At 48.1% G+C, this 21,470-nt stretch carries 22 protein-coding genes and 2 pseudogenes; 9 read left to right on the top strand and 15 right to left on the bottom strand.

Features of this window, described 5'->3' with window-relative positions:
* Window positions 1-168: 168 nt before the first annotated feature.
* Window positions 169-1,260, top strand: a complete 1,092-nt coding sequence (ychF, locus tag H4O27_RS00180) for a redox-regulated ATPase YchF (protein WP_165010441.1) — start codon at window positions 169-171, stop codon at window positions 1,258-1,260.
* Window positions 1,261-1,334: 74 nt separating this feature from the next.
* The gene (gene tyrS, locus H4O27_RS00175; RefSeq protein WP_165010481.1) at window positions 1,335-2,633 is read left to right on the top strand and encodes a tyrosine--tRNA ligase; all 1,299 of its coding nucleotides are present in this window, start codon (window positions 1,335-1,337) and stop codon (window positions 2,631-2,633) included.
* A gap of 94 nt (window positions 2,634-2,727) precedes the next feature.
* Here tyrS and H4O27_RS00170 read toward each other — a convergent pair.
* Window positions 2,728-2,835, bottom strand: a pseudogene (locus H4O27_RS00170) (IS3 family transposase); the annotation flags it as partial.
* Between the two features lie 29 nt (window positions 2,836-2,864).
* On the opposite strand from H4O27_RS00170, the gene H4O27_RS00165 reads away from it, so the two are divergent.
* Window positions 2,865-3,173 (top strand): IS630 transposase-related protein, encoded by a 309-nt coding sequence (locus H4O27_RS00165; protein WP_165010422.1) that lies wholly within the window; start codon window positions 2,865-2,867, stop codon window positions 3,171-3,173.
* 37 nt (window positions 3,174-3,210) lie between these two features.
* On the top strand, window positions 3,211-3,687 hold the full coding sequence (locus H4O27_RS00160; protein WP_226883558.1) for an IS630 family transposase: 477 nt from the start codon (window positions 3,211-3,213) through the stop codon (window positions 3,685-3,687).
* 14 nt (window positions 3,688-3,701) lie between these two features.
* On the opposite strand, the gene H4O27_RS00155 is transcribed toward H4O27_RS00160, so the two are convergent.
* From H4O27_RS00155 to H4O27_RS00145, 3 genes are all read right to left on the bottom strand, one after another.
* Window positions 3,702-4,280, bottom strand: a complete 579-nt coding sequence (locus H4O27_RS00155) for an IS3 family transposase (protein ID WP_193004289.1) — start codon at window positions 4,278-4,280, stop codon at window positions 3,702-3,704.
* Window positions 4,281-4,391: 111 nt separating this feature from the next.
* A complete protein-coding gene (locus H4O27_RS00150) occupies window positions 4,392-4,739 on the bottom strand; it encodes a helix-turn-helix domain-containing protein (protein WP_165088224.1) in 348 nt (115 codons plus the stop codon).
* 213 nt (window positions 4,740-4,952) lie between these two features.
* Window positions 4,953-6,536 carry an L-lactate permease gene (locus H4O27_RS00145; RefSeq protein WP_165010314.1) on the bottom strand — a complete coding sequence of 528 codons (1,584 nt, stop codon included), beginning with the start codon at window positions 6,534-6,536 and terminating at the stop codon, window positions 4,953-4,955.
* Window positions 6,537-7,183: 647 nt separating this feature from the next.
* Here H4O27_RS00145 and H4O27_RS00140 point away from each other — a divergent pair.
* On the top strand, window positions 7,184-7,702 hold the full coding sequence (locus tag H4O27_RS00140; protein ID WP_165010373.1) for a transposase: 519 nt from the start codon (window positions 7,184-7,186) through the stop codon (window positions 7,700-7,702).
* A 321-nt stretch (window positions 7,703-8,023) separates the two neighbouring features.
* Here H4O27_RS00140 and H4O27_RS00135 read toward each other — a convergent pair whose 3' ends face one another.
* From H4O27_RS00135 to ccoN, 7 genes are all read right to left on the bottom strand, one after another.
* Window positions 8,024-8,659 carry a 7-carboxy-7-deazaguanine synthase QueE gene (locus H4O27_RS00135; protein WP_193004287.1) on the bottom strand — a complete coding sequence of 212 codons (636 nt, stop codon included), beginning with the start codon at window positions 8,657-8,659 and terminating at the stop codon, window positions 8,024-8,026.
* Window positions 8,656-9,078 carry a 6-carboxytetrahydropterin synthase QueD gene (gene queD, locus H4O27_RS00130; protein WP_165010316.1) on the bottom strand — a complete coding sequence of 141 codons (423 nt, stop codon included), beginning with the start codon at window positions 9,076-9,078 and terminating at the stop codon, window positions 8,656-8,658. The genes H4O27_RS00135 and queD overlap by 4 nt, the downstream gene beginning before the upstream one ends.
* A gap of 68 nt (window positions 9,079-9,146) precedes the next feature.
* Window positions 9,147-9,806 carry a 7-cyano-7-deazaguanine synthase QueC gene (gene queC, locus H4O27_RS00125; protein WP_165010319.1) on the bottom strand — a complete coding sequence of 220 codons (660 nt, stop codon included), beginning with the start codon at window positions 9,804-9,806 and terminating at the stop codon, window positions 9,147-9,149.
* A gap of 214 nt (window positions 9,807-10,020) precedes the next feature.
* Window positions 10,021-11,415, bottom strand: coding sequence for a cytochrome-c oxidase, cbb3-type subunit III (gene ccoP, locus H4O27_RS00120; RefSeq protein WP_165010321.1), 1,395 nt, complete (start codon window positions 11,413-11,415; stop codon window positions 10,021-10,023).
* A gap of 30 nt (window positions 11,416-11,445) precedes the next feature.
* The gene (locus H4O27_RS00115; RefSeq protein ID WP_165010322.1) at window positions 11,446-11,610 is read right to left on the bottom strand and encodes a cbb3-type cytochrome oxidase subunit 3; all 165 of its coding nucleotides are present in this window, start codon (window positions 11,608-11,610) and stop codon (window positions 11,446-11,448) included.
* A 4-nt stretch (window positions 11,611-11,614) separates the two neighbouring features.
* Window positions 11,615-12,226 (bottom strand): cytochrome-c oxidase, cbb3-type subunit II, encoded by a 612-nt coding sequence (gene ccoO / locus H4O27_RS00110; protein WP_165010325.1) that lies wholly within the window; start codon window positions 12,224-12,226, stop codon window positions 11,615-11,617.
* A gap of 23 nt (window positions 12,227-12,249) precedes the next feature.
* On the bottom strand, window positions 12,250-13,680 hold the full coding sequence (gene ccoN, locus H4O27_RS00105; protein WP_193004285.1) for a cytochrome-c oxidase, cbb3-type subunit I: 1,431 nt from the start codon (window positions 13,678-13,680) through the stop codon (window positions 12,250-12,252).
* 338 nt (window positions 13,681-14,018) lie between these two features.
* Here ccoN and H4O27_RS00100 point away from each other — a divergent pair, with 338 nt between their 5' ends.
* Window positions 14,019-15,767, top strand: a complete 1,749-nt coding sequence (locus tag H4O27_RS00100) for a M61 family metallopeptidase (protein ID WP_165010329.1) — start codon at window positions 14,019-14,021, stop codon at window positions 15,765-15,767.
* A gap of 57 nt (window positions 15,768-15,824) precedes the next feature.
* The gene (locus tag H4O27_RS00095; RefSeq protein ID WP_165010330.1) at window positions 15,825-16,265 is read left to right on the top strand and encodes a TIGR01244 family sulfur transferase; all 441 of its coding nucleotides are present in this window, start codon (window positions 15,825-15,827) and stop codon (window positions 16,263-16,265) included.
* A gap of 465 nt (window positions 16,266-16,730) precedes the next feature.
* Here H4O27_RS00095 and H4O27_RS00090 read toward each other — a convergent pair whose 3' ends face one another.
* From H4O27_RS00090 to H4O27_RS00075, 4 genes and pseudogenes are all read right to left on the bottom strand, one after another.
* Window positions 16,731-17,168: an ExbD/TolR family protein gene (locus H4O27_RS00090; RefSeq protein WP_165010332.1), complete on the bottom strand. Its 438-nt coding sequence runs from the start codon at window positions 17,166-17,168 to the stop codon at window positions 16,731-16,733.
* A gap of 3 nt (window positions 17,169-17,171) precedes the next feature.
* Entirely contained in the window at window positions 17,172-17,831 is a 660-nt protein-coding gene (locus H4O27_RS00085) for a MotA/TolQ/ExbB proton channel family protein (RefSeq protein ID WP_165010334.1), read from the bottom strand.
* A gap of 87 nt (window positions 17,832-17,918) precedes the next feature.
* On the bottom strand, window positions 17,919-18,836 hold the full coding sequence (locus H4O27_RS00080) for an energy transducer TonB (protein WP_165010336.1): 918 nt from the start codon (window positions 18,834-18,836) through the stop codon (window positions 17,919-17,921).
* Window positions 18,837-19,222: 386 nt separating this feature from the next.
* Window positions 19,223-19,654 (bottom strand): annotated as a pseudogene (locus tag H4O27_RS00075) (Rrf2 family transcriptional regulator); the annotation flags it as partial.
* Window positions 19,655-19,820: 166 nt separating this feature from the next.
* Between H4O27_RS00075 and H4O27_RS00070 the strand changes: the two are divergent.
* Both H4O27_RS00070 and H4O27_RS00065 read left to right on the top strand, forming a co-directional pair.
* Window positions 19,821-20,198, top strand: coding sequence for a hemerythrin domain-containing protein (locus tag H4O27_RS00070; protein WP_165010340.1), 378 nt, complete (start codon window positions 19,821-19,823; stop codon window positions 20,196-20,198).
* A gap of 75 nt (window positions 20,199-20,273) precedes the next feature.
* Window positions 20,274-21,431, top strand: coding sequence for an NnrS family protein (locus H4O27_RS00065; protein WP_165010341.1), 1,158 nt, complete (start codon window positions 20,274-20,276; stop codon window positions 21,429-21,431).
* Window positions 21,432-21,470 lie beyond the last annotated feature (39 nt).

The following is a 21,470-nucleotide window of genomic DNA, read 5'->3' as shown; positions in this document are numbered from 1 at the left end:
TTCAGACGGCCTGAATGATTTAGCCAAGATTTCATTCACGCTATACATACCATTCTAGGCCGTCTGAAAATTAACACACCGTTTTCAGACGGCCTTGTCATCCGACCGCACAAACGAATTATGCTATAATTGCCCATTTAAAAATTTTAGCAAATATCAGGAAAAAACATGAGCTTGAAATGCGGCATTGTCGGTTTGCCCAACGTCGGCAAATCCACCCTCTTTAACGCCCTGACCCAATCCGGTATCGAAGCGGCGAACTATCCCTTCTGCACCATCGAACCCAATGTCGGCATTGTCGAAGTACCCGATCCCCGCATGGCGGAACTGGCGAAAATCGTCAATCCGCAAAAAATGCAGCCCGCCATTGTAGAATTTGTCGATATTGCAGGCTTGGTCGCAGGCGCAAGCAAAGGCGAAGGCTTGGGCAACCAGTTCCTCGCCAATATCCGTGAAACCGATGCGATTGTGAACGTGGTGCGCTGCTTCGACAACGACAACATCGTCCACGTCGCCGGCAAAGTCGATCCGATTGCCGACATCGAAACCATCGGCACCGAATTGGCACTTGCCGACCTTGCCAGCGTCGAAAAAGCCATCGTCCGTGAAGAAAAACGCGCCCGCAGCGGCGACAAAGATGCGCAAAAACTGGTTGAATTGTGCAAAAAACTCCTGCCGCATTTGGACGAAGGCAAACCGGTCCGCTCGCTGGGCTTGGACACCGAAGAACTCGCCATGCTCAAGCCACTGTTCCTGCTCACCGCCAAACCCGCCATGTATGTCGGCAACGTTGCCGAAGACGGTTTTGAAAACAATCCCCATCTCGACCGACTGAAAGAACTCGCCGCCAAAGAAAACGCCCCTGTGGTTGCCGTTTGCGCCGCTATGGAAAGCGAAATCGCCGAGTTGGAAGAAGACGAAAAAGCCGAGTTCCTCGCCGAAATGGGCTTGGAAGAGCCGGGCTTGAACCGCTTAATCCGTGCCGGTTACGACCTTTTGGGACTGCAAACCTACTTCACCGCCGGCGTCAAAGAAGTGCGTGCATGGACTATTCACAAAGGCGATACCGCCCCGCAAGCCGCAGGCGTGATTCATACCGACTTCGAACGGGGCTTTATCCGTGCCCAAGTGATTGCTTATGAAGACTTTGTCGCTCTGGGCGGCGAAGCCAAAGCCAAAGAAGCCGGCAAAATGCGTGTCGAAGGCAAAGAATATGTCGTACAAGACGGTGATGTGATGCACTTTTTGTTTAATGTATAAACCCGATTTTCAGACGGCCTCAAATCATCATGATGCCGTCTGAAAACAGCAGTTTCCCACTGGATCCAAACGCAATGAATGTTCTGCAAGACCTCCAAGCCCGTGGCTTAATCGCCCAAACCACCGATTTTTCGGCCTTAGAAACTTTATTGAACGAACAGAAAATCGCCCTTTACTGCGGTTTTGACCCGACCGCCGACAGCCTGCATATCGGCCACCTGCTACCCGTTTTGGCATTACGCCGTTTCCAACAGGCGGGGCATACGCCGATTGCCTTGGTGGGCGGCGCAACCGGCATGATCGGCGACCCCAGTTTTAAAGCGGCGGAACGCAGCCTCAATTCCGCCGAAACCGTCGCCGGCTGGGTGGAAAGTATCCGTAACCAACTCAAACCGTTTTTGAGTTTCGAGGGCGACAACGCCGCCGTAATGGCCAACAATGCCGACTGGTTCGGCGAAATGAACTGTTTGGATTTCCTGCGCGACATCGGCAAACATTTTTCGGTTAATTCCATGTTGGCCCGTGAATCGGTCAAACAGCGTTTGGAACGGGACGATGTGGGCATTTCGTTTACCGAATTCGCCTACGCTCTGCTGCAAGGCTACGACTTTGCCGAACTCAACCGCCGCCATCAGGCGGTGTTGGAAATCGGCGGTTCCGACCAATGGGGCAACATCACCGCCGGCATCGACCTGACCCGCCGCCTGCACCGCAAAACCGTGTACGGCCTGACCCTGCCGCTGGTAACCAAGTCAGACGGTACCAAATTCGGCAAAACCGAAGGCGGCGCAGTATGGCTGAACGCCAAAAAAACCTCGCCTTACCAATTCTACCAATTCTGGCTGAAAGTAGCGGATGCCGATGTGTATAAATTCCTGAAATATTTCACATTCCTATCCGTGGAAGAAATCGACGCCATCGAAGCCAAAGACCAAGCCAGCGGCACCAAACCCGAAGCGCAACGCATTCTTGCCGAAGAAATGACCCGCCTGATTCACGGCGAAGCGGCTTTGGAAGCAGCGCAACGCATTTCCGCCAGCCTGTTTGCCGAAGACCAAAGCAACCTGACCGAAGCCGACTTCGAGCAACTCGCCCTCGACGGTCTGCCTGCTTTTGAAGTTTCAGGCCGTCTGAATGTGGTCGAAGCCTTGGTAAGCAGCGGCTTGGCGCAATCAAATAAAGAAGCGCGCGGTTTTGTAAACAGCAAAGCAGTCGTAATTAATGGTACTGCCGTAACCGATCCGAATAATTCGAATCATGCTGCGGAAAAACCTGACGATGCTTATCTGTTGACCGATGAACACAAGCGTTTTGGTAAATATACGATTCTGCGCCGCGGCAAACGTAACCATGCTTTATTGGTGTGGAAATAAACCGATTTGTGTTTGAAATAGATTTCTAATCTAACGACAAGGCCGTCTGAAATGTGAACTGCCCCCCAATACTTGGACAAGTTAAGAATCTTTCTCAAACAGCCTTTTCAAGCTGGGTTCTGTAGCCGACAGGACTCAGCTTTTTTAAGTTTAAACTAATCCGCTCATGATTGTAGTAACGTATGTAATCATCTATAGTCAATCCCCCTAATATAAATTACAATCGCCCCCATGACCTATTCAACAGACTTTCGCCAACTCGCCTTAGCCAAACTCGCCCAAGGCCTCTCCATCCGTCAAGTAGCCAAAGAGCTCGGCATCGGCAGCGATACCGTGTTCAAATGGAAAAAGAATCCCATTCCCAAAGGCTATCCCAAAGACAGAAAACCCCTCAAAATTACCAAAGAAGCACTGCTTAGAGATGTCGAACAATACCCCGATGCCTATTGCTACGAACGGGCACAACGGCTCAACTGTTCGACCAACGGCATTCACCAGGCATTGAAAAGATACGGAATCAGCCGAAAAAAAGACCAATAAACACCCCAAAGCAGATGTTCGGCTCAGAAAACGCTTTATCAGACTCAGACACCGTTTCCAACTGAAGGAACGTCCGATTGTTTGGTTGGACGAAAGCGGATTCAGAGCTTCCGTCCACCATCCTTACGGTTATGCCCCAAAAGGCAGACGGTGTATTGATACCCATGACTGGCAGGGACGTAATCAGACTAATGCCATCGGTGCGCTGTATGATAATCAACTGTTTGCGGTCAGTTTGTTTGACTGTTCCATCAACAGCAAGATATTCGACACTTGGGTAGAACGGTTACTGATCCCGCAACTGCCGCCCGAGAGTGTTGTGGTGATGGACAATGCGGCGTTTCATAAGGGTAAGGCAGAAGCCTTGCTGAAGAAAAAGGGGCATACCGTCCTATGGATGCCGCCTTACAGCCCCGACCTGAATCCCATCGAAAAGAAATGGGCTTGGTTAAAGGCGAGACGGAGAAAACTTGGGGTGGTGTCTGTGGATGAGTTGTTTAGGAATGTTATTTAAATTCATGAGATTGACTATATTACCTCTGTCAGCTCTGCCACCGACAACGCACCTTCCTGATAGAAGCTCTCTTCTTTTAATGTACCGAAGAAACGCTCCATCGGCGCATTGTCCCGGCAATTTCCTTTGCGCGACATGCTTTGCACTATTCCTTTCCCAGCCAGTTTCGCCCGATAAGCCCCGGTGCGGTAAAGCACACCCCGGTCGGAATGCAGCAGCGGCGTTTGGCCTTTCAGACGGCCAAATGCTTTATCCAACATTTGCGCCGCCAGTTTACTGTTTGCTCTGCGGCTTAAAGAATAGGCCACAATCTCCCGATTAAACACATCCAATATCGGCGATAAGTACAGCTTCCCGTCTGTGCATTTGAACTCCGTCACATCGGTCAGCCATTTGTCTGCCGGTTTGCCAGCAGTAAATTCACGATTAAGAATATTATCCGAAGCCTCTCCTATTACCTGCGGACGGCAGGCTTTTTTGCTGCGGACTTTGGCTTTCAGTCCCAACAAACCCATAATGCGCTGCACTTTCTTTTTGTTCCACGACAATACGGCGGCAATCCGCCGATGACCGTAGCGGGCGATAGACTTCACTTACTGCGGTTTTGGCCGCCGCATCGGGATCGGCTTTGCCGATATGGTAATGAAAGCTGCTTTTGGGAACGCCGGCACTGTGCAGCAGATATTTCAGCGGGTGCTTCGCTCTCAACGTTTGAACGGTTTCGCAGCTTTGGCGGCGTTCTTTTCGTTGAGGGCTTTCATGTGCTTTAGGTAGTCGTTCTCCGCCCTCATGTAACGTAACTCTTCAATCAGTTCCGCCTGGGTTTTTTCGTGGTCGGGTTTGTCGGCGATAAACGGGTTTTTGCGTTTGGTCTTCATAAACGTAGCCTGCGGGTGTTGAAGTGCGGCGATACCGCCTTGGCGATAGGCGGCTATCCAACGGCGCAGGTGGGTGCGCGAGACGTTGAAGTGCTCTGCGGTGCGCTGTTGGCTGTGCACTTGGTGATAATGGAGTACGGCTCGGTATTTGAAGTGTAGGTTATATTTGGACATAAGAAAACTGCACCTTTTAAAGTTGGAGGGGTGTCCAACTTTTGGGGTGCAGTTCAAATCTTTCAGACGGCCTTGCCGATAAATAAATTATACAAGCATTATAAATCAAACAGTTAAATTCCATTAGTAAGTCCTATTAGTCAATCATATCTATAAGAAAAAATGCCGTCTGAAACTTTTCAGACGGCATGTTGACTGTTCACAAAAACTCGTTTACATGAAGAAAATCAACGCAACCAAGACGGCAATCACACCATAAATCATCATCGGAATCACGGTTTTCTTAATAATCTCACCTTCGCATTTGTCGATGCCCAACACGCTGGATACCGCGATGATGTTGTTAATACATACCATGTTACCCATCGCACCACCGACCGACTGCAGCGCCAGAATCAGGGTAACCGACAATCCGGTATCCAAAGCGATTTGCTGTTGAATCGGGCCGAAAGTCAGGTTGGATACGGTATTCGATCCGGAGAAGAATGCACCGATGGCACCCAAGTAAGGTGAGAAGTAAATCCAGTTGTCACCGGCCATAGCGGCAAACTCTTTACCGATGATTTTCACCATTGAATCATCACCGCCGACCATCATCAATTTCACCATAATCAGCGCACCCATCAAGGCAAGCAATGGTTTTTTGGTCTGGTTAAAGGTAGTTTTATAAAAGCCCCAAGCATCTTGAGCCTTGGTTTTATATAAAACAATACAAATCAACACGGTAATGACAAACGGAATCCAAGCCGGCACATACAGGGTTTGGTATTTTTCGGATACTGCTTCACCAAAAATATTACCAAATACGATCGTTAAGGATTGGGTCACAGTAATATCGCTCAAACCCGGCAGCGAAAAGCCAAACCATGGTTCAGCGCTGGTCAACATACCTTTAATACCGAGTTGTTTGATACGGGTAATCACCAGCATGCCGATCAGCATACCCAATGGCGCCAATGCTTTGGCCACTTGTGCCAAAGGCACTTTTTCCATGTTGGTATCTTTTGGATAATCTTTGCTCAAGCCCCAGCCTTTGTTGGCGGCAAACACGGAAACCATCAAACCGATGGCACCCGCCACCAAAGATGGGAATTCTTCGTTGACCATCGCCAAGGCAACGTAAGGCAGTGCACATGAGAACACACTGATACCGATAAAGCCCAGATTTTTACGGATTTCTTCTTTAGAAACGATGAAGCTCAAACCAATCACCGGAATCACAAAAGCGGCAAAGAAGTGGATGATACCGGTTTGCTTACCGATGCTCAAAATATCGGCAGGCGTCAGGTTCAACGGTGCGAAGCCGAACCAAGTCGGCGTACCCACCGCACCGAACGATACCGGTACGGAGTTCATCACCAGTGTAAAGATAGCTACACGCAAAGGGTTAAAACCCAAGCTCATCAAAATCGGGGCGGCAATGGCAGCAGGCGTACCGAAACCGGATGCGCCCTCAATCATAAAGGCAAACGCCCAACCGATAATCATCAATTGCGCAATCGGATTCGGGTTAATATTCGCCAACCATTTGCGGATGATGTCGATACAGCCGGTAGTTTCCATCATACGGTTGAACATAATCGCACCGAAAATCACGGTAATCGGCGTCAAAGTCGATACCAAGCCGGATGCGGCGGTGGCGTTTAACAGCATAAAATCATCACCGAAATAAGTGATTTTAATCACATAAATCAATACCGCCACAATCGGCAGGGCAATATAAGAAGGCATGCTGTTTTTCTTCACCATCAACCAAATCAGGAAAACAATGGGAAAAATACTGAGAAAAAGTGCCATACGGAAAATCCTTGTATTACGTGTAAAGCATTCAATCAAGAAAACCAAATAAAAAACGCTTGCCTTAATCCACCCTAAACCTGCAGCGATTAAAGAAGCCGTATTTAAAATTGGTCATACCAATTTACTTATCATGCCGATTACTTTACGTAATCCTATGTAAGCGGTCAAGTTTTTTCTGATTACCGTTAGGCAAACCCATTAAAATGCAAAGAATTATTTTTTAAAATTAATATGTTACTATAAATACTTCAAAAGTATTAGGCAAAATACCAAATGATTTTAAAACCCTGTCTGTTTTCTTGAACATAAATCTTGGGTTACATTTAATAAAAAATTAAAAATATTCATATATATATTTTCTCATTATTAAATATACATTCATAAAAATATAAGAATTGTTGAGAAAATACTACAAAAGAACTACATCTCAATACACCTTACTCAACACTTAATATGCATAAAGGCCGAGACCTTTGCCCCCCAAAAAAACCCTCTAAATTCCCCTAAACCGAATTTAGAGGATTTCCCATAAGCAGCTTCTCCCAACAAACCGCTCAAACCATCATTGTCATCTGTGGAGGGTATCGCCGGCGAAATCGCTCCCGGCAAAGACAAAGACGCCCGTCGGATAAAAAAGACGGCAAATTCAAACCAGCTGTAAACAACATACCCGTACCGGCCAAGAAGGCTGTACCGGCCAACTGCCTGTCAGCCCCGCCAACGAACACGAGTGCCGCCACTTCGACGGCACAGCCGAATACACCGCCGTATATGCCGGCAAAGGCTGCGGCAGCAAAGCCAATCGGGAATGCTTAAACAACAAAAAACTTTCGGACGGCATCATACGTAAAGCCCGCCGTGGCCGCCCCTTAACAGACGAAGGCAAACAACGCAACCGATACTTATCGGAAACCCGTTATGCGGCGGAACAGGGTTTCGGTACATTGCACCGCAAGTTCCGCTGCCATAGGGCAACATATTTCGGCTTACGAAAAGCGAATGCACAAAGTCATTTGAAAGCGGTGTTTGAATTTGCCCGAAGCGGCAAACAAACTCAGCCTCGTTGCGCCTGCTGCCGAAAAGGGAGCACCCGGGAAAGCAGGCGCTTGGGTGGCTGGGTTCGGGGGAATTTAGGGGGAATATATGTATTTGGAGGGAAATAAAGGTTACTTGATAATTCAAGTAACCTTTATTGTTTGGGAAAGGAAATTTTGCAAAGGTCTCAGGTATAGAAAATCCTAGTGTTGTTTACACTTTTGCTTTTTTGCTTGAAGACCCATGTTGGGATTTTCGAGTGTTGCCAAGAATGCCGAAAGGCACGGCAAAGCCGCATGGTTCTCGATAATGCTCAAAAATCCTAAAACAATCATTCGGGCAAAAAACAAAAGCTGTTTTGCATAAAAAGTGTAAACAACCCGACAATTTCCTACATTTCAGGCCGTCTGAAATACGATTCAGACGGCCTTGGTCATAAATTTTAACGCTTACTCGATTCCCGCCAATTTATGCGTTTGCACACTTAATTGCCAATGTACAGGCGTATTGGTGCGGCTGTTGAGCAGACCAATTTGGCGGATGGTGTCGTAAATATTCATTACGCCGCTCTGCTCGCAAGGCGATAAATAAAAATGTTTGGCTTGAATCTTGCGCTCGATTTGTTCGCAAAAGGCCAGCACATCACCATCGGCAACAATGCGCACTTCATCAGCTTTCTCAATGCAGCTTTTGGCATACTTATCCGCATAACATGCCTTCGGGCTGGCGGCAACGAAATCAATTTGCGGCGGTGTAGGATTGAGGCCATTGGTTTCCATACACAAATAATAGCCCGCTGCTTTGAGTGCATCGAGCAAGGTATCCAAATGCGGCTGAATGGTTGGTTCACCGCCGGTAATGATGATATTGCGCGCACGGTAGCTTTTCAGACGGCCTAAAATCTCTTGCAGACCCATCATTTCAAAACGCAGGTAATCGGTGTCGCACCACGAACAAGCCAAGTTGCATTTGCCCAAACGGATGAAAACAGCGGGCATACCGGTGTTGCAGCCCTCACCTTGCAGGCTTTCGAATATTTCGACAATGCGGTATTGCGGGTTAACAGACTCAATCGACACCATCATGCACCCTCATATTCGGCGCAGGAAGCCGGTGTTTCCCAGAGCTTGACGCTGCACACCTTCAAACCAGCTTTCTTTAGCCGGGAGAACATTTCCATACTCATGTTTTCCGCAGTAGTGCGGTAATCCAAGCGCAGGGTTTTCATGTTCCAGCCTTCTAATAGAGCAGCGATTTGGCTTTCGCGCTCGTTGCTGCCATCGTAGATAAAGGCATGATCAAACGGGTTGATGATTTCTTGTTTGATAACGGCTTTTAAATCGGTGAAATCCATCACCATGCCGTCTTTGGCACCGCCTTGAATCAAGCTGTCTGAAACGGTGATTTCGAGCTTATAGGTATGGCCATGTAAGTTTTGGCACTTGCCGTCATGGCCATCAAGCATATGGGATGAATCGAAGGAAAAGATTTTGGTGATTTTCATGATGTATTCTTTGAGGCCGTCTGAAACATTCGGACGGCCTTTGTTATAGAGACAATAAGTGTATGTGTTCAGATGGCCTGTTTGCTCGCCAGATACTCCTGCAAACCACGTTCGCGCAACACGCAGCTCGGGCATTCGCCGCAACCGCCGGCCACACCGTTGTAACAGGTATGCGTTTGCTCGCGCACATAATCCAAGTAGCCCAATTCATCAGCCAGCGCCCATGTTTGTGCTTTGGTCAGATACATCAAAGGCGTGTGAATCTGGAAATCATAATCCATCGCCAAATTGAGGGTTACATTCATAGACTTAACAAACACGTCACGGCAATCCGGATAACCGGAAAAATCGGTTTCACACACACCGACAATGATGTGCTTAATGTTTTGCCCTTTGGCGTAAATAGCGGCATACATTAAAAACAAAGCATTACGCCCATCGACAAAAGTATTCGGCATACCGTTGGCAGCCGTCTGAATGGCCGCTCCCTCTTCCATTAAAGCATTATGGGTAATCTGCCGCATTAAGCTTAAATCTAATACGGTTTGCGCAATGCCTAAATCTTGAGCAATCCATTGTGCGCGTTCCAATTCGATTGAATGGCGTTGGCCGTAGCGAAAAGTGATAGTTTGGACATTGTCTCGGCCATACGTTTGAATTGCTTGAAACAGGCAAGTGGTAGAATCTTGGCCACCGGAAAAGATGATCAAGGCTTTTTGATTATGCATATTGATTCCTAGTTTTGGTATCGCGGGAGGGTTACGAACCGCGTGAAAATAATAAGAAAACCGTCTTTTCAGACGGCCTTTGAAATAAATTCATTATAACCGATTTTTCAGACGGCCTTGAGTGTTTTACACCTTGTTCTAATTAAGGCCGTCTGAAAACTAAATAATTTAATACAAAAAAGCCACCCTTTCGAGTGGCTTTTTCATCAGGATATTAACCTTCCAATTTAACTTCTACGCGACGACCTTGAACATCATTGCCTTGTGCAGCAGTAGTGTTTTCAGGTTTACGCAATTCGATATTTTCTGCTTTTACACCTTGAGCTTCAAAAAATGCCCGAACCGCTTGGGCACGTTTTTTAGACAATTCGGCATTTGCTGTAGTGTCACCAGTGCTGTCGGTATAACCGCTTACAATCAGACGTTTACCGTCTTTAGCAGCTTTAACCAAATCCGCCACTACAGTTTCTGCATTAGCAGCTACATCACTTTTACCGGTTGCAAAGAAGAATACTGCGCCATCGTTTGCATTGTAAGTGACTTCAGCAGTGTCCGCAGCCGGTACGGCTTTTTCAGTTGCAGCAGACGTACTGGCAGCAGAAGCAGCCTCAGTTGCGGGAGCGGAAGCTTCGCTAGCAGCCGGAGAAGCCGCAGCAGGCTCTGCTTTTTTCACCGGTGCTTTGCCGTCTTTATTAGACAAGCCCCAAACATAAGCGGTCATGATGTGTAATTTATCTTTATCCAAGAAGTTACCCCATGCCGGCATTTGGTTATGACGACCGTTGGTAATGGTTTCGATAATGGCTTTTTGCGTACCGCCCCACAACCAGGTGTCGTCGGTCAGGTTAGGACCTAAGCCTTGGATACCTTGACCTTTGTCGCCGTGACAAGTGAAGCAGTTAGCAGGCGGACCGCTAAACAAAGCCTGACCGCGAGCAGCACGTTCCTCATCGTATTGGTCTTTACCTTTAGACAAAGACATCACATAATGCGCAACGTCTTTCACACGCTCTTCACCCAATTGCGGCCCCCATGCAGCCATCACGTTGGTACGGCCTTTTTCGATGGTTTCGGAGATTTGCTCCGGTTCGCCGCCCCACAACCAGTCGTGGTCGGTCAGGTTAGGGAAACCTTTAGAACCTTTGGCATCCGAACCGTGACATTGGATACAGTAAGTATCAAACATGTTTTTACCGATTTGTTGTGCTTGCGGATCTTTCGCCACTTTCTCAATCGGCATTTTGGCAAACTTAGCATACAGCGGTTGGTATTGCTCGTTTGCTTTGGCCACTTCTTTTTCGTATTGGTTGTGACTGGTCCAATTCAAGATACCTTTCCAGTCACCTACCCCCGGATACAGCACCAAGTAAACAGCACCGAAAACCCAAGTGAGGACATACAACCAAAACCACCAACGCGGTAACGGATTGTTATATTCTTCAATACCGTCCCATTCATGACCTGTGGTTTGTACTTCTTCGCCTTTTTTCGGCTGTTTCACCACATTTTGCGAGAAAAGCAGCCAAGCCAAACCGATAAAGCTGAGCAGGACAATGGCGGCAATGTATATATTCCAGAAATTACTGGTAAATTGGGATGTTGTGTTCATTCTTTTGCTCCGTGACCACGGATTAACCGGTTATCGCTCGTTTTTATCAGGCGTATCGTCATTATTGTCAAAAATACTACTGGCGGCTTCATCGTAATTTTTCTTATTGTGCCGGTTGAACACAATATAGATGACCAGTATGAAGCTGACAAAAATCAGCAGCGTAAAAAGTGAGCGGACCCAGTTAATATCCATGATGTTACCTTACGTTTTTCAATGCCAAGCCCAAACTTTGCAAGTAGGCAATCACTGCATCCAGCTCAGATTTGTTGGTCAGCATTTCCGGTGCTTTTTGCAATTCTTCATCACTGTAAGGGGTACCTACGGCACGCAATGCTTTCATGCGCGCCACAGTTGCTTCAGCGTCTACCTTGTTGCGTGCCAACCATGGGAATGCCGGCATATTCGATTCAGGAACCACGTCACGCGGATTCTGCAAGTGAATGCGGTGCCATTCATCAGAATAACGGCCGCCGACACGTGCCAAATCAGGACCGGTACGTTTCGAACCCCATTGGAACGGGCGGTCGTAAACAGACTCGCCGGCAACAGAGTAATGGCCGTAACGCTCGGTTTCTGCACGGAAAGGACGAATCATTTGTGAATGGCAGTTGTAACAACCTTCACGCACATAAATATCACGACCTGCCACTTGCAATGCATTATAAGGTTTCACACCCGGAGCAGGCTCGATAACTGCTTTCGTGCCAAACAAAGGCACAACTTCAATCAACAAGCCGAAACTGATTACAATCACAGTGAAAATAATCAGAAAGCCGACTTTTTCTTCAGCTAATTGTTGTAATTTCATTTGGTAGCCTACTTTCTTGTTATTTAGTGGTGGTGTTGAGAAACCGCAGGGATCTCAGCTTCAACAGGTTTGCCACTGATTGCAGTACGGTAAACGTTGTACGCCATGATACACATACCGGTCAAATACATCAGACCACCTACCACACGGATTGCATAATAAGGCATAGTGCGTTTTACAGACTCAACAAATGAGTAGGTCAAAGTACCGTCGTCATTCAACGATCCCCACATCAAACCTTGCATCACACCGGCAATCCACATCGCAGCAATGTACAACACCACGCCGATGGTTGCGATCCAGAAGTGTGTTTCAATCAATTTCACGCTGTGCATTTGGGTTTTACCAAACAGACGCGGAATCAGGTAGTAAATCGAACCGATGGTCACAAAACCTACCCAACCCAAGGCGCCGGCGTGTACGTGTGCAACTGTCCAGTCGGTGTAGTGGCTCAAGGAGTTAACGGTTTTGATCGACATCATCGGACCTTCAAAGGTCGACATACCGTAGAAAGACAGGGAAACGATCAAGAATTTCAAAATCGGATCGGTACGTAGTTTGTCCCACGCGCCAGACAAGGTCATAATACCGTTGATCATACCGCCCCAAGATGGTGCGAACAGAATCAGCGACAAGACCATACCCAAAGATTGTGTCCAGTCAGGCAATGCGGTGTAGTGCAAGTGGTGAGGGCCTGCCCACATATAAGTAAAAATCAATGCCCAGAAGTGAACCACAGACAAACGGTAAGAGTAAACCGGGCGGCCTGCTTGTTTTGGAACGAAGTAGTACATCATGCCCAAGAAGCCCGCGGTCAGGAAGAAACCTACCGCATTATGGCCATACCACCATTGAACCATGGCATCGATGGCACCGGCATATACCGGATAAGATTTCATGAAGCCGGCAGGGATGCTGATGTTGTTCACAATATGCAGTAAGGCAACGGCTAAGATGAAGCCGCCGTAGAACCAGTTAGCCACATAAATGTGTTTTACTTTACGTTTGGCGATGGTACCGAAGAATACGATTGCGTAAGCCACCCATACCAGAGTAATCAGGATATCGATCGGCCATTCCAACTCCGCATATTCTTTACCTTGAGTAAAGCCCATCGGCAAGGTGATGACTGCCGCTACAATGACCGCTTGCCAGCCCCAAAAGGTAAATGATGCCAACCAACCGCCAAACAGGCGGGTATTACAGGTGCGCTGTACGACATAATAAGAAGTGGCAAACAGACCGCAGCCACCGAATGCGAAAATCACTGCATTAGTGTGCAATGGACGCAGACGACCAAAGTGGAACCAAGGTCCGATTTCAGATAAATTAAGAGCCGGCAAGTATAATTGGGCGGCGACAATCACACCGACCAACATACCCACGATGCCCCAAACTACTGTCATGATGGCGAACTGGCGCACCACTTTGTAGTTATAAGTTTGTGTGTCCATGGGAGTCTCCATAAATTATGGGAATTAAAAATTTTTGTTTTACCCGCCCGAATGTTTTCTGCGTTTCCACAAAAAACATTAAGGCAAAGTATAAATTTTTCTAAATTTAACATATATACAAGATTGAGCCAAGCAATATTATATTTCTTCCGCTCAAACCAATACGCAGCTTAAAAAATAAAAAATTTTAATAATCAAATATTTAAATAAAACCCAACTCGATAAACAACATACATTTTTTTCAAGACCCGTTTTTTTAAAGGCTTTTTGATGTAAATTAAATATCAGACACTGTATGCCGACGCTATTCATTAATTTTAACAAACCAAGCAATAGATATGATTAATTACACAATCTCGTTCCGCCCCTTGAGCCATGAATACCAAATTACATTGAGCTTAAATCAAGACAATGATTTACCTATTGAATTCAGCCTGCCCAATTGGGTACCGGGCAGCTATCTGATTCGTGACTTCTCCAGACATATCACGCAATTAAGTGCTTCTTGCAATGGTCATACTGTTGCATTGACGCAATTGACCAAGAATAAATGGCAGGCAAACGGCCGGAAAGGCAAGTGGCAAATTTGCTACACCGTTTATGCGTTTGACTTATCCGTGCGCGGCGCGTTTTTAAGCACAGAACGCGGCTTCTTTGATGGTGCCTGCCTGTTTTTAAAAATCCATGGCTCCGAATCTCTACCGCATGGTGTTACTTTGCAAGATTTTCCCGGCCAATGGCAAATTGCCACTACCCTGCCCCAAAACGCCGCACTTCAATTTCAGACGGCCTCTTATGCCGATTTAATCGACCATCCGGTTGAAATGGGTAAGATTGAATTTCTAGACTTTACCGCCGCCGGTATTCCACACCGCATTGCCTTAAGCGGCTTTTACCGCGATTTTGACCGCCAACGTTTTATCAACGACATTCGCAAAATCTGCGAAACCGAATTGGCAATGTTCCCCGAGCCTACACCGTTTCAAGAATATCTGTTTATGCTGCATATCGGTGACAACATCTACGGCGGCCTCGAACACATCAGCAGCACCGCTCTTTTAGCCGACCGCAACAGCCTGCCGCTGCACAATATAGGCGAAGCCGACGAAGCCTATACCCAACTGCTCGGCCTGTTCAGCCACGAATACTTTCATGCTTGGAATGTAAAGTCGGTTAAGCCCGAAGCATTTGTGCCTTACGACCTCGACCAAGAAAGTTACACCGAGCAGCTGTGGGCATTTGAGGGCATTACGTCTTATTATGATGATTTGTTCCTAGCACGCAGCGGCGTGATTGGCGGCAATGCTTATTTAAATCTGCTCGGCCAAGCGATTACCCGCGTGCAGCACACCAAAGGCCGTCTGAAACAAACATTGGCTGAATCCAGCTTCACCGCATGGAACAAGTTTTACAAACAAGACGAAAACAGCAGCAATGCCATCGTCAGCTATTATCAGAAAGGGGCGTTGGCGGCATTGTGTTTGGATTTGCTGATTCGTCAAAAAAGCAACGGCAGGCATTCATTAGACAGTGTGATGCAACAGCACTACCGCGATTGGGTCAATACAGGGCAAGGCATTCCGGAAAAACACTGGCAAGTGCGTTGCCAACAAATCACCGGTTTGGATTTGCAAGCATTTTTTCAGACGGCCTTATACAGCACCGATGACCTGCCCTTGCAAGAATGCTTGGCACACGTCGGCGTGGCATTGGATTGGCAGCCCATGCCGTACAGTCACGGCGGCTTGGCGGGCGAAACGGTTTGCGTAAAACCGGCCGGCGATTTCGGCGCACGCTTCAAACAAAGCGGCGACGGCGCCACGCTGACGCACGTATTCAACGGCGGCAGTGCGGAAAACGCAGCTTTGTGCCCGCAAGACAAAATCATCGCACTCAACGGCTATGCCTGCACCGACTTGGCCGCACAATGGGCACAATTGGCTGTCGGCGAGCGTGCCACGCTGCACTTTTTCCGCAGCGGCGTGCTGCACCAAACGCACATTACCGTGCAAGCCGTGGAAGCGAATACGGCTTTGTTGAAAATCACCCATCAAGATTTGTTGGATAAATGGTTGTTTAACCGCTAAACTTTCAGACGGCCTTTCATCAGGCCGTCTGAACAATTGACAAAAGGAAGGGAAATCATGGCTATTTTGAAATTGAGCGGACAATTATACGTGTCGCCGCAACTGACCGAACAAGATGCAAAAGATGCCGCACAATTGGGCATCCAAACCGTTATCTGCAACCGCCCCGACGGCGAAGAAGACAATCAGCCATCAATGGCGCAAGTGCAACAATGGCTGTCGGCAGAAGGCATTACGTCTTTCAAACACCAGCCTGTTGCCGCGCCTAATATTTCCGCCGCCGATGTTGCTGCATTTCAAGATCTATTGCAGCACGCCGACCAGCCCGTATTAGCCTATTGCCGCACCGGCACGCGCAGTTCTTTATTGTGGGCTTATCATCAAGTGCAAAACGGTATGCGCGTTGCCGAGGCTAAAGCCGCCGCTGCCGAAGCCGGTGTTGACTTGAGCAATTTTGAAGCGCGTTTACAAACTGCAGCCGAACAAAAATTTTCTTAAATCAAACACATAAAAGGCCGTCTGAAACATTTCAGACGGCCTTTTCATTATCTTTTATAGTGGATTCACTTTAAAATAGGACAAGGCGGTGAGCCGAAGACAGTATAGATAATACGGCCAGGTGAACCAACGCCGTACTAGTTTAAAGTGAATTCACTATAAATCAAAATTCTTGCTGCTTAGCCATCATCACGGCCATATGGACCAAACCGAATACGATGGAAAGCAGCATCAACAACAAAACCGCAGCCATCAACCACAAACTCACATCCAATAAGGTCATGTCTGTTGTACTCCTTCTCCATCAGGCAAGCTTATTTTAATCGGCTAATATTGCAGAATTTTGGCTTTCATACAAACAGGCCGTCTGAAACCTTAGACTAAACACTCAAAATTTTAGTTCAACTATTCTTTCAGGCAGCCTGTTAAACAGATAAGCAGAAATCTTTGCAACGTTTTCAACTGTTATTCTGCTTTGGTTTCCGTGACAAAACCGATTTTGCTGATACCGGCTTCGCGTACCGCACCCAAAGCTTTGTTCACATAATCATATTCCACGGCTTTATCTGCTGCAATGGCTACGATGGCATCTTCATTCGCCGTTTTAGCCTCCTTCAAACGCGCGGCAACTTCTTCAATGGTGATTTTCTTGTCGGAATCGCCACCGATATAATATGCGCCGTCGGCACCAATCGTCACGCGCAAAGGCTCTTTAGGCTGCGCATCTTTTTTCGCCGCCTGTTCGGAAGCGGTCGGCAACTCCAACGGAATCGAATGCGTCAGCACCGGCATGGTAATCATAAATACAATCAGCAACACCAGCATCACATCGACCAAAGGAGTCACGTTGATGTCAGACATCGGCGCATCTTCGTCACCGGAATTCATTGAACCGAATGCCATATGTTAATCCTTCTGATTCAACAGACGAACGTGCAAATCATGCGCGTAAGCGTCTAAGTCTTGAGAAACGGTTTTTTTGCCGCGGTTTAAGAAATTGTAAGCCAACACCGCCGGAATCGCCACAAACAAACCGGCCGCTGTTGCCACCAAGGCTTCGCCAATCGGACCTGCTACGGCAGCGATGCTCATTTGGCCGCTTTCGCTGATGTTAATCAAAGCGTGGTAAATACCCCAAACGGTACCGAACAAACCGATAAAAGGCGCGGTCGCACCAATCGACGCCAAGGCCGTCATGCCGCCGTCAAATTGGCGCATGGCCTGATTCATGCTGGTGCGGATTTGGCCGACTAAGAATTCATTCAGCGGCAATGCGTTGGCCAAGGTTTTGGTGGTGCTTTGGCGATAATTGTCGTACGCACGTACGGCATCAGTGGTCAGCGTGCTGATTGGTGCATCGATATTTCTGACTTTCTGCACAGCATCATTCAGCGTAAACGAATCCATAACCGCTTTTTTGGCGGCGGCATTGCCTGCTTTGGCTTTGCGCAGCTTAATCACGCGCACGATCAAAACGCTCCACGTGACAATACTCATAATGACCATCAATAAAAATACGCTGATTAAGACGTAATCGCCCGATTGAAACACTAATCCTAAATTCATGGTTTTTCCAAAATCAAAATAAATAAATGAAACATTCGGCGGCAGCCTGTTGGGATTCAGGCCACAGCATTACTGCTTTCAGACGGCCTATCCATCTAAGCTGAAGCGTACCGGCACGCGGTAGCTCGTCCATACATTGGTGCTGAAGTGGCCGGATTTGGCGGCATTGCGTGCGGCACGGTCTAAGCGTGACGAACCGCTGCTCTTGGCAACCGATACCGAAGCGACTTTGCCGCCCGGTGCTACCAATACATTCAGCACGACGGTACCCTCTTCACCATTTTCTTGCGATAAAGCAGGATACGGCGGAGTCGGAATCGAGCCGGTGGCTTTTACCGGATTGTCGCGGCTGCTGCCCGGGCCGCTGCCGCCGCCTGTGCCGCTGCCCTCACCGGTGCCGTTTTCACCTTTTTTACCGCCTGAACCGCTGCCGCTGCCTTCTCCGCGGCCATTGCCTTCGCCTTTGGCAGATGATCCGCCTTTACCGCCTTCGCCGCCTGCTTTTTCAGCCGCGTTACCGCCGGCTTTTTCGGCCTGTTTCTCAGCAGGTTTTTCTGCTTTAGTTTCTGGCGCCGGTGCCGGCTCAGGTTTAGGTTCTGGTTTAGGTTCTGGTTTGGGTTCCGGCTTAGGCTCGCGTTTCGGCTTGTTTTTTTCAACCGGTTTCGGTTTTTCTTTAGGTTGCTGAATATCCGCCTCTGCCTTTTTGATGATAACCGGATTAATCTCCGGCCTCGCCTCTTCTACCGGTTTCGGTTTGGGTTTCCGCTCAGGGCGCGGTTTAGGTTTCGGCGGCGGCGGAGGTGGCGGCGCTTGCACCGGCGATGGCGCACCGGCACCTTCCGGTGCGCCATCGCCGCCACCGAAATCTCCTAATTCAACAAACTCGATATGCTCAACATCAACAATGTCGGGCTTATGGGCTTTCCATAATAAAGACATCAATCCAATGTGCAAAAGAGCGACCACGGCAACCACCGTGGGGTTTATCATTCGATCTTTTTTCATAGTATGCGCATGGTAATAGCAATTATTCCTGTTTGCAACTTATTTTTACACAATTCAGTCCGATAGCAGGTTTATTACCATTCAAATAATTACTTTAAAAATCATTAAATTAAAACAGACTGAATATGATATTCATTCTCTTGTCAAGCTAAAACAAACGGCTTTATTTCGGCAATGTATCGGAAATAAAGCCGTTGGAAGAAATATAAAGTTACTGGCATAGCGCCAAATTTTTATGCCGAACCACTGTGCTTAAGCAATGATGTCTAAACTCAGTTCGCCGCATCAATGCGAATAGTACCCGGCTGTGCCACTTTCTCCGGTACATGTTCCAGGTTTTCAGGCAGAGCCGTCGGCATAACCTCTACAGAATCTTGCTCGGGCATGATGTCGATTTTAGGGAAATACAGCAAATCGTAGGTCGGCTTGTTCAACAAATCTTCCAGTGTAAAACCATCAAGGTAGTTGAAAAACGATTTAATCGCACCGCCAAGAATACCGGCCAAGCGGCAAGACGGGGTAATCAGGCAATCATTGTTATTGCCCATGCATTCAACCAGCTGCATAGGTTCCAAATGCCTTATGACGGCGCCGATGTTGATTTTGTCTGCAGTCATAGCCAGCTTTAATCCGCCACCTTTACCGCGGACGCTGGTAAGAAAGCCGCCTTTTACCAAGGCAGTCACCACTTTCATCAAATGGCTTTTAGAAATGCCGTAAGTATCGGCAATAGTGCTAATGTTGACCAACGAGTCATCGTTGATGGCGGTATAGATTAAAACGCGCAATCCGTAATCTGTATGCTGGGTTAGATACATAACGATCTCTGTTCTGAATCGGGTTGTATTTGTTATTTAAAATCAGCCGCTCTAATGAGTCATCATACAATTGGGGCGGTATGTGTTTGACTTTATATAGAATTAAGTTTCATAATATATGAAACTTATAAATTAATCCAGTAAAATCCGACACGAACCGCCGATTATGAAACCATTAAAACGCCATCCTGCACTGATTGAACTCTCGCGCGAACACCATCATTCCCTTTCTTTGTGCGTGCGTATCCTGCGCACGCCGTCTGAAAGCCATCAAGCCGAACTCGAGCCGCATTTTGTTGAATTGGCGCAACATTTTCAGGAAGAAGAAAACCAGCTTGCCCCGCATTGGCCGAATATTGCGCCTGAACTGCGCACGCGTTTTGAAAACGACCACACTAAATTACGCCAAATGATGGCGCAACCCGATTACACCAGCGAAGCATGGAACCAAGAATTCGCCACCACCCTGCGCGACCATGCCCGCTTCGAAGAGCGCGAGCTTTTCCCTGCCGTTGAGCCTTACTTGGACGGTGCAACTGCCTAAACATACGGACAAGGCCGTCTGAAACTTTCAGACGGCCTATCTACACCATTCACCATAATCAATCAAGGAACCACCATGAACGCATTGTTCAAACACCCCGTTTGGGCTATGGCTTTCCGCCCGTTTTATTCACTGGCCGCCCTTTACGGTGCGCTATCGATTTTACTGTGGGGCTTCGGCTATCAAGGCACGCCCGAGCTGCCCGGCTTTTACTGGCACGCACATGAAATGATTTGGGGCTATGCCGGCTTGGTGGTGATTGCGTTCCTGCTCACCGCCGTCGCTACTTGGACCGGCCGGTCGCCGACCCGCGGCGCAGTGTTGGCCGGCCTAACCGCGTTTTGGCTTTCGGCACGCATTTGCGTGTTTATTCCCGGCTGGGGTGCGGCGGCCAGCGGCATTTTCGGCACCATTTTCTTTTGGTATGGTGCGTTGTGCATGGCATTGCCGGTGTTCCGCACCAAAAACAAACGCAACTATGTGGCCGTATTCGCCATTTTCGTGTTGGGCGGCACTCATGTTGCTTTTCACCGCCAACTCAGCCCGTTTGACCCCGCTGCCTTATTGACCGGCCTGCAATCCGGCCTGATTATGGTAGCCGGTTTTATCGGCTTAATCGGCATGCGCATTATCTCGTTTTTCACATCGAAACGCTTGAATATCCCGCAAATCTCCAGCCCGCAATGGGTCGGCCATGCTTCTTTGTGGCTGCCGATGTCGGCCGCCATGCTGATGGCGCACCAAATGCTGTTGCCGCTGGCTGCCCTGTTTTCTTTCACCGCGGGTATCATCAGCTTGGTACAGGTATATCGTTGGTGGCATAACGATGTGTTGAAAGAACCGATGCTGTGGATTTTGTTCGCCGGCTATTTCTTCACCGGATTAGGCTTGATGGCGGTCGGCATTTCCTACTTCGCACCATCGTTCCTGAATTTGGGCGTGCACTTAATCGGCGTGGGCGGCATTGGCGTGTTGACCTTGGGCATGATGGCGCGCACCGCGCTCGGCCACACCGGCAACGCGATCTATCCGCCGCCCAAATCGGTGCCGGTGGCATTTTGGTTAATGATTGCCTCCACCTTGGTGCGCATTTTGGCGACTTTCGTTCACGGCACGGCTTATACCCACAGCATCCGCTTGTCGGCTGCGCTGTTTGCCGCCGCGCTGCTGCTTTACGCGTGGAAATACATTCCCTGGCTGATTCGTCCGCGCGCCGACGGCAGACCGGGTTAAGCGATCTAAACTAAAGGCCGTCTGAAAGTATTTGCTTTC

Source organism: Neisseria yangbaofengii (genome assembly GCF_014898075.1).
GTDB lineage: Bacteria > Pseudomonadota > Gammaproteobacteria > Burkholderiales > Neisseriaceae > Neisseria > Neisseria yangbaofengii.
This window is presented reverse-complemented; position numbering and strand designations above follow the sequence as displayed.

What these genes read in the sequence shown, in the direction of transcription:
- ychF (WP_165010441.1), top strand. Translation starts at nt 169, where the DNA reads ATGAGCTTGAAATGCGGCATTGTCGGTTTGCCCAACGTCGGCAAATCC.
- tyrS (WP_165010481.1), top strand. Translation starts at nt 1,335, where the DNA reads ATGAATGTTCTGCAAGACCTCCAAGCCCGTGGCTTAATCGCCCAAACC.
- H4O27_RS00165 (WP_165010422.1), top strand. Translation starts at nt 2,865, where the DNA reads ATGACCTATTCAACAGACTTTCGCCAACTCGCCTTAGCCAAACTCGCC.
- H4O27_RS00150 (WP_165088224.1), bottom strand. Translation starts at nt 4,739, where the DNA reads ATGTCCAAATATAACCTACACTTCAAATACCGAGCCGTACTCCATTAT.
- H4O27_RS00145 (WP_165010314.1), bottom strand. Translation starts at nt 6,536, where the DNA reads ATGGCACTTTTTCTCAGTATTTTTCCCATTGTTTTCCTGATTTGGTTG.
- H4O27_RS00135 (WP_193004287.1), bottom strand. Translation starts at nt 8,659, where the DNA reads ATGATGGTGTCGATTGAGTCTGTTAACCCGCAATACCGCATTGTCGAA.
- queD (WP_165010316.1), bottom strand. Translation starts at nt 9,078, where the DNA reads ATGAAAATCACCAAAATCTTTTCCTTCGATTCATCCCATATGCTTGAT.
- queC (WP_165010319.1), bottom strand. Translation starts at nt 9,806, where the DNA reads ATGCATAATCAAAAAGCCTTGATCATCTTTTCCGGTGGCCAAGATTCT.
- ccoP (WP_165010321.1), bottom strand. Translation starts at nt 11,415, where the DNA reads ATGAACACAACATCCCAATTTACCAGTAATTTCTGGAATATATACATT.
- H4O27_RS00115 (WP_165010322.1), bottom strand. Translation starts at nt 11,610, where the DNA reads ATGGATATTAACTGGGTCCGCTCACTTTTTACGCTGCTGATTTTTGTC.
- ccoO (WP_165010325.1), bottom strand. Translation starts at nt 12,226, where the DNA reads ATGAAATTACAACAATTAGCTGAAGAAAAAGTCGGCTTTCTGATTATT.
- ccoN (WP_193004285.1), bottom strand. Translation starts at nt 13,680, where the DNA reads ATGGACACACAAACTTATAACTACAAAGTGGTGCGCCAGTTCGCCATC.
- H4O27_RS00100 (WP_165010329.1), top strand. Translation starts at nt 14,019, where the DNA reads ATGATTAATTACACAATCTCGTTCCGCCCCTTGAGCCATGAATACCAA.
- H4O27_RS00095 (WP_165010330.1), top strand. Translation starts at nt 15,825, where the DNA reads ATGGCTATTTTGAAATTGAGCGGACAATTATACGTGTCGCCGCAACTG.
- H4O27_RS00090 (WP_165010332.1), bottom strand. Translation starts at nt 17,168, where the DNA reads ATGGCATTCGGTTCAATGAATTCCGGTGACGAAGATGCGCCGATGTCT.
- H4O27_RS00085 (WP_165010334.1), bottom strand. Translation starts at nt 17,831, where the DNA reads ATGAATTTAGGATTAGTGTTTCAATCGGGCGATTACGTCTTAATCAGC.
- H4O27_RS00080 (WP_165010336.1), bottom strand. Translation starts at nt 18,836, where the DNA reads ATGAAAAAAGATCGAATGATAAACCCCACGGTGGTTGCCGTGGTCGCT.
- H4O27_RS00070 (WP_165010340.1), top strand. Translation starts at nt 19,821, where the DNA reads ATGAAACCATTAAAACGCCATCCTGCACTGATTGAACTCTCGCGCGAA.
- H4O27_RS00065 (WP_165010341.1), top strand. Translation starts at nt 20,274, where the DNA reads ATGAACGCATTGTTCAAACACCCCGTTTGGGCTATGGCTTTCCGCCCG.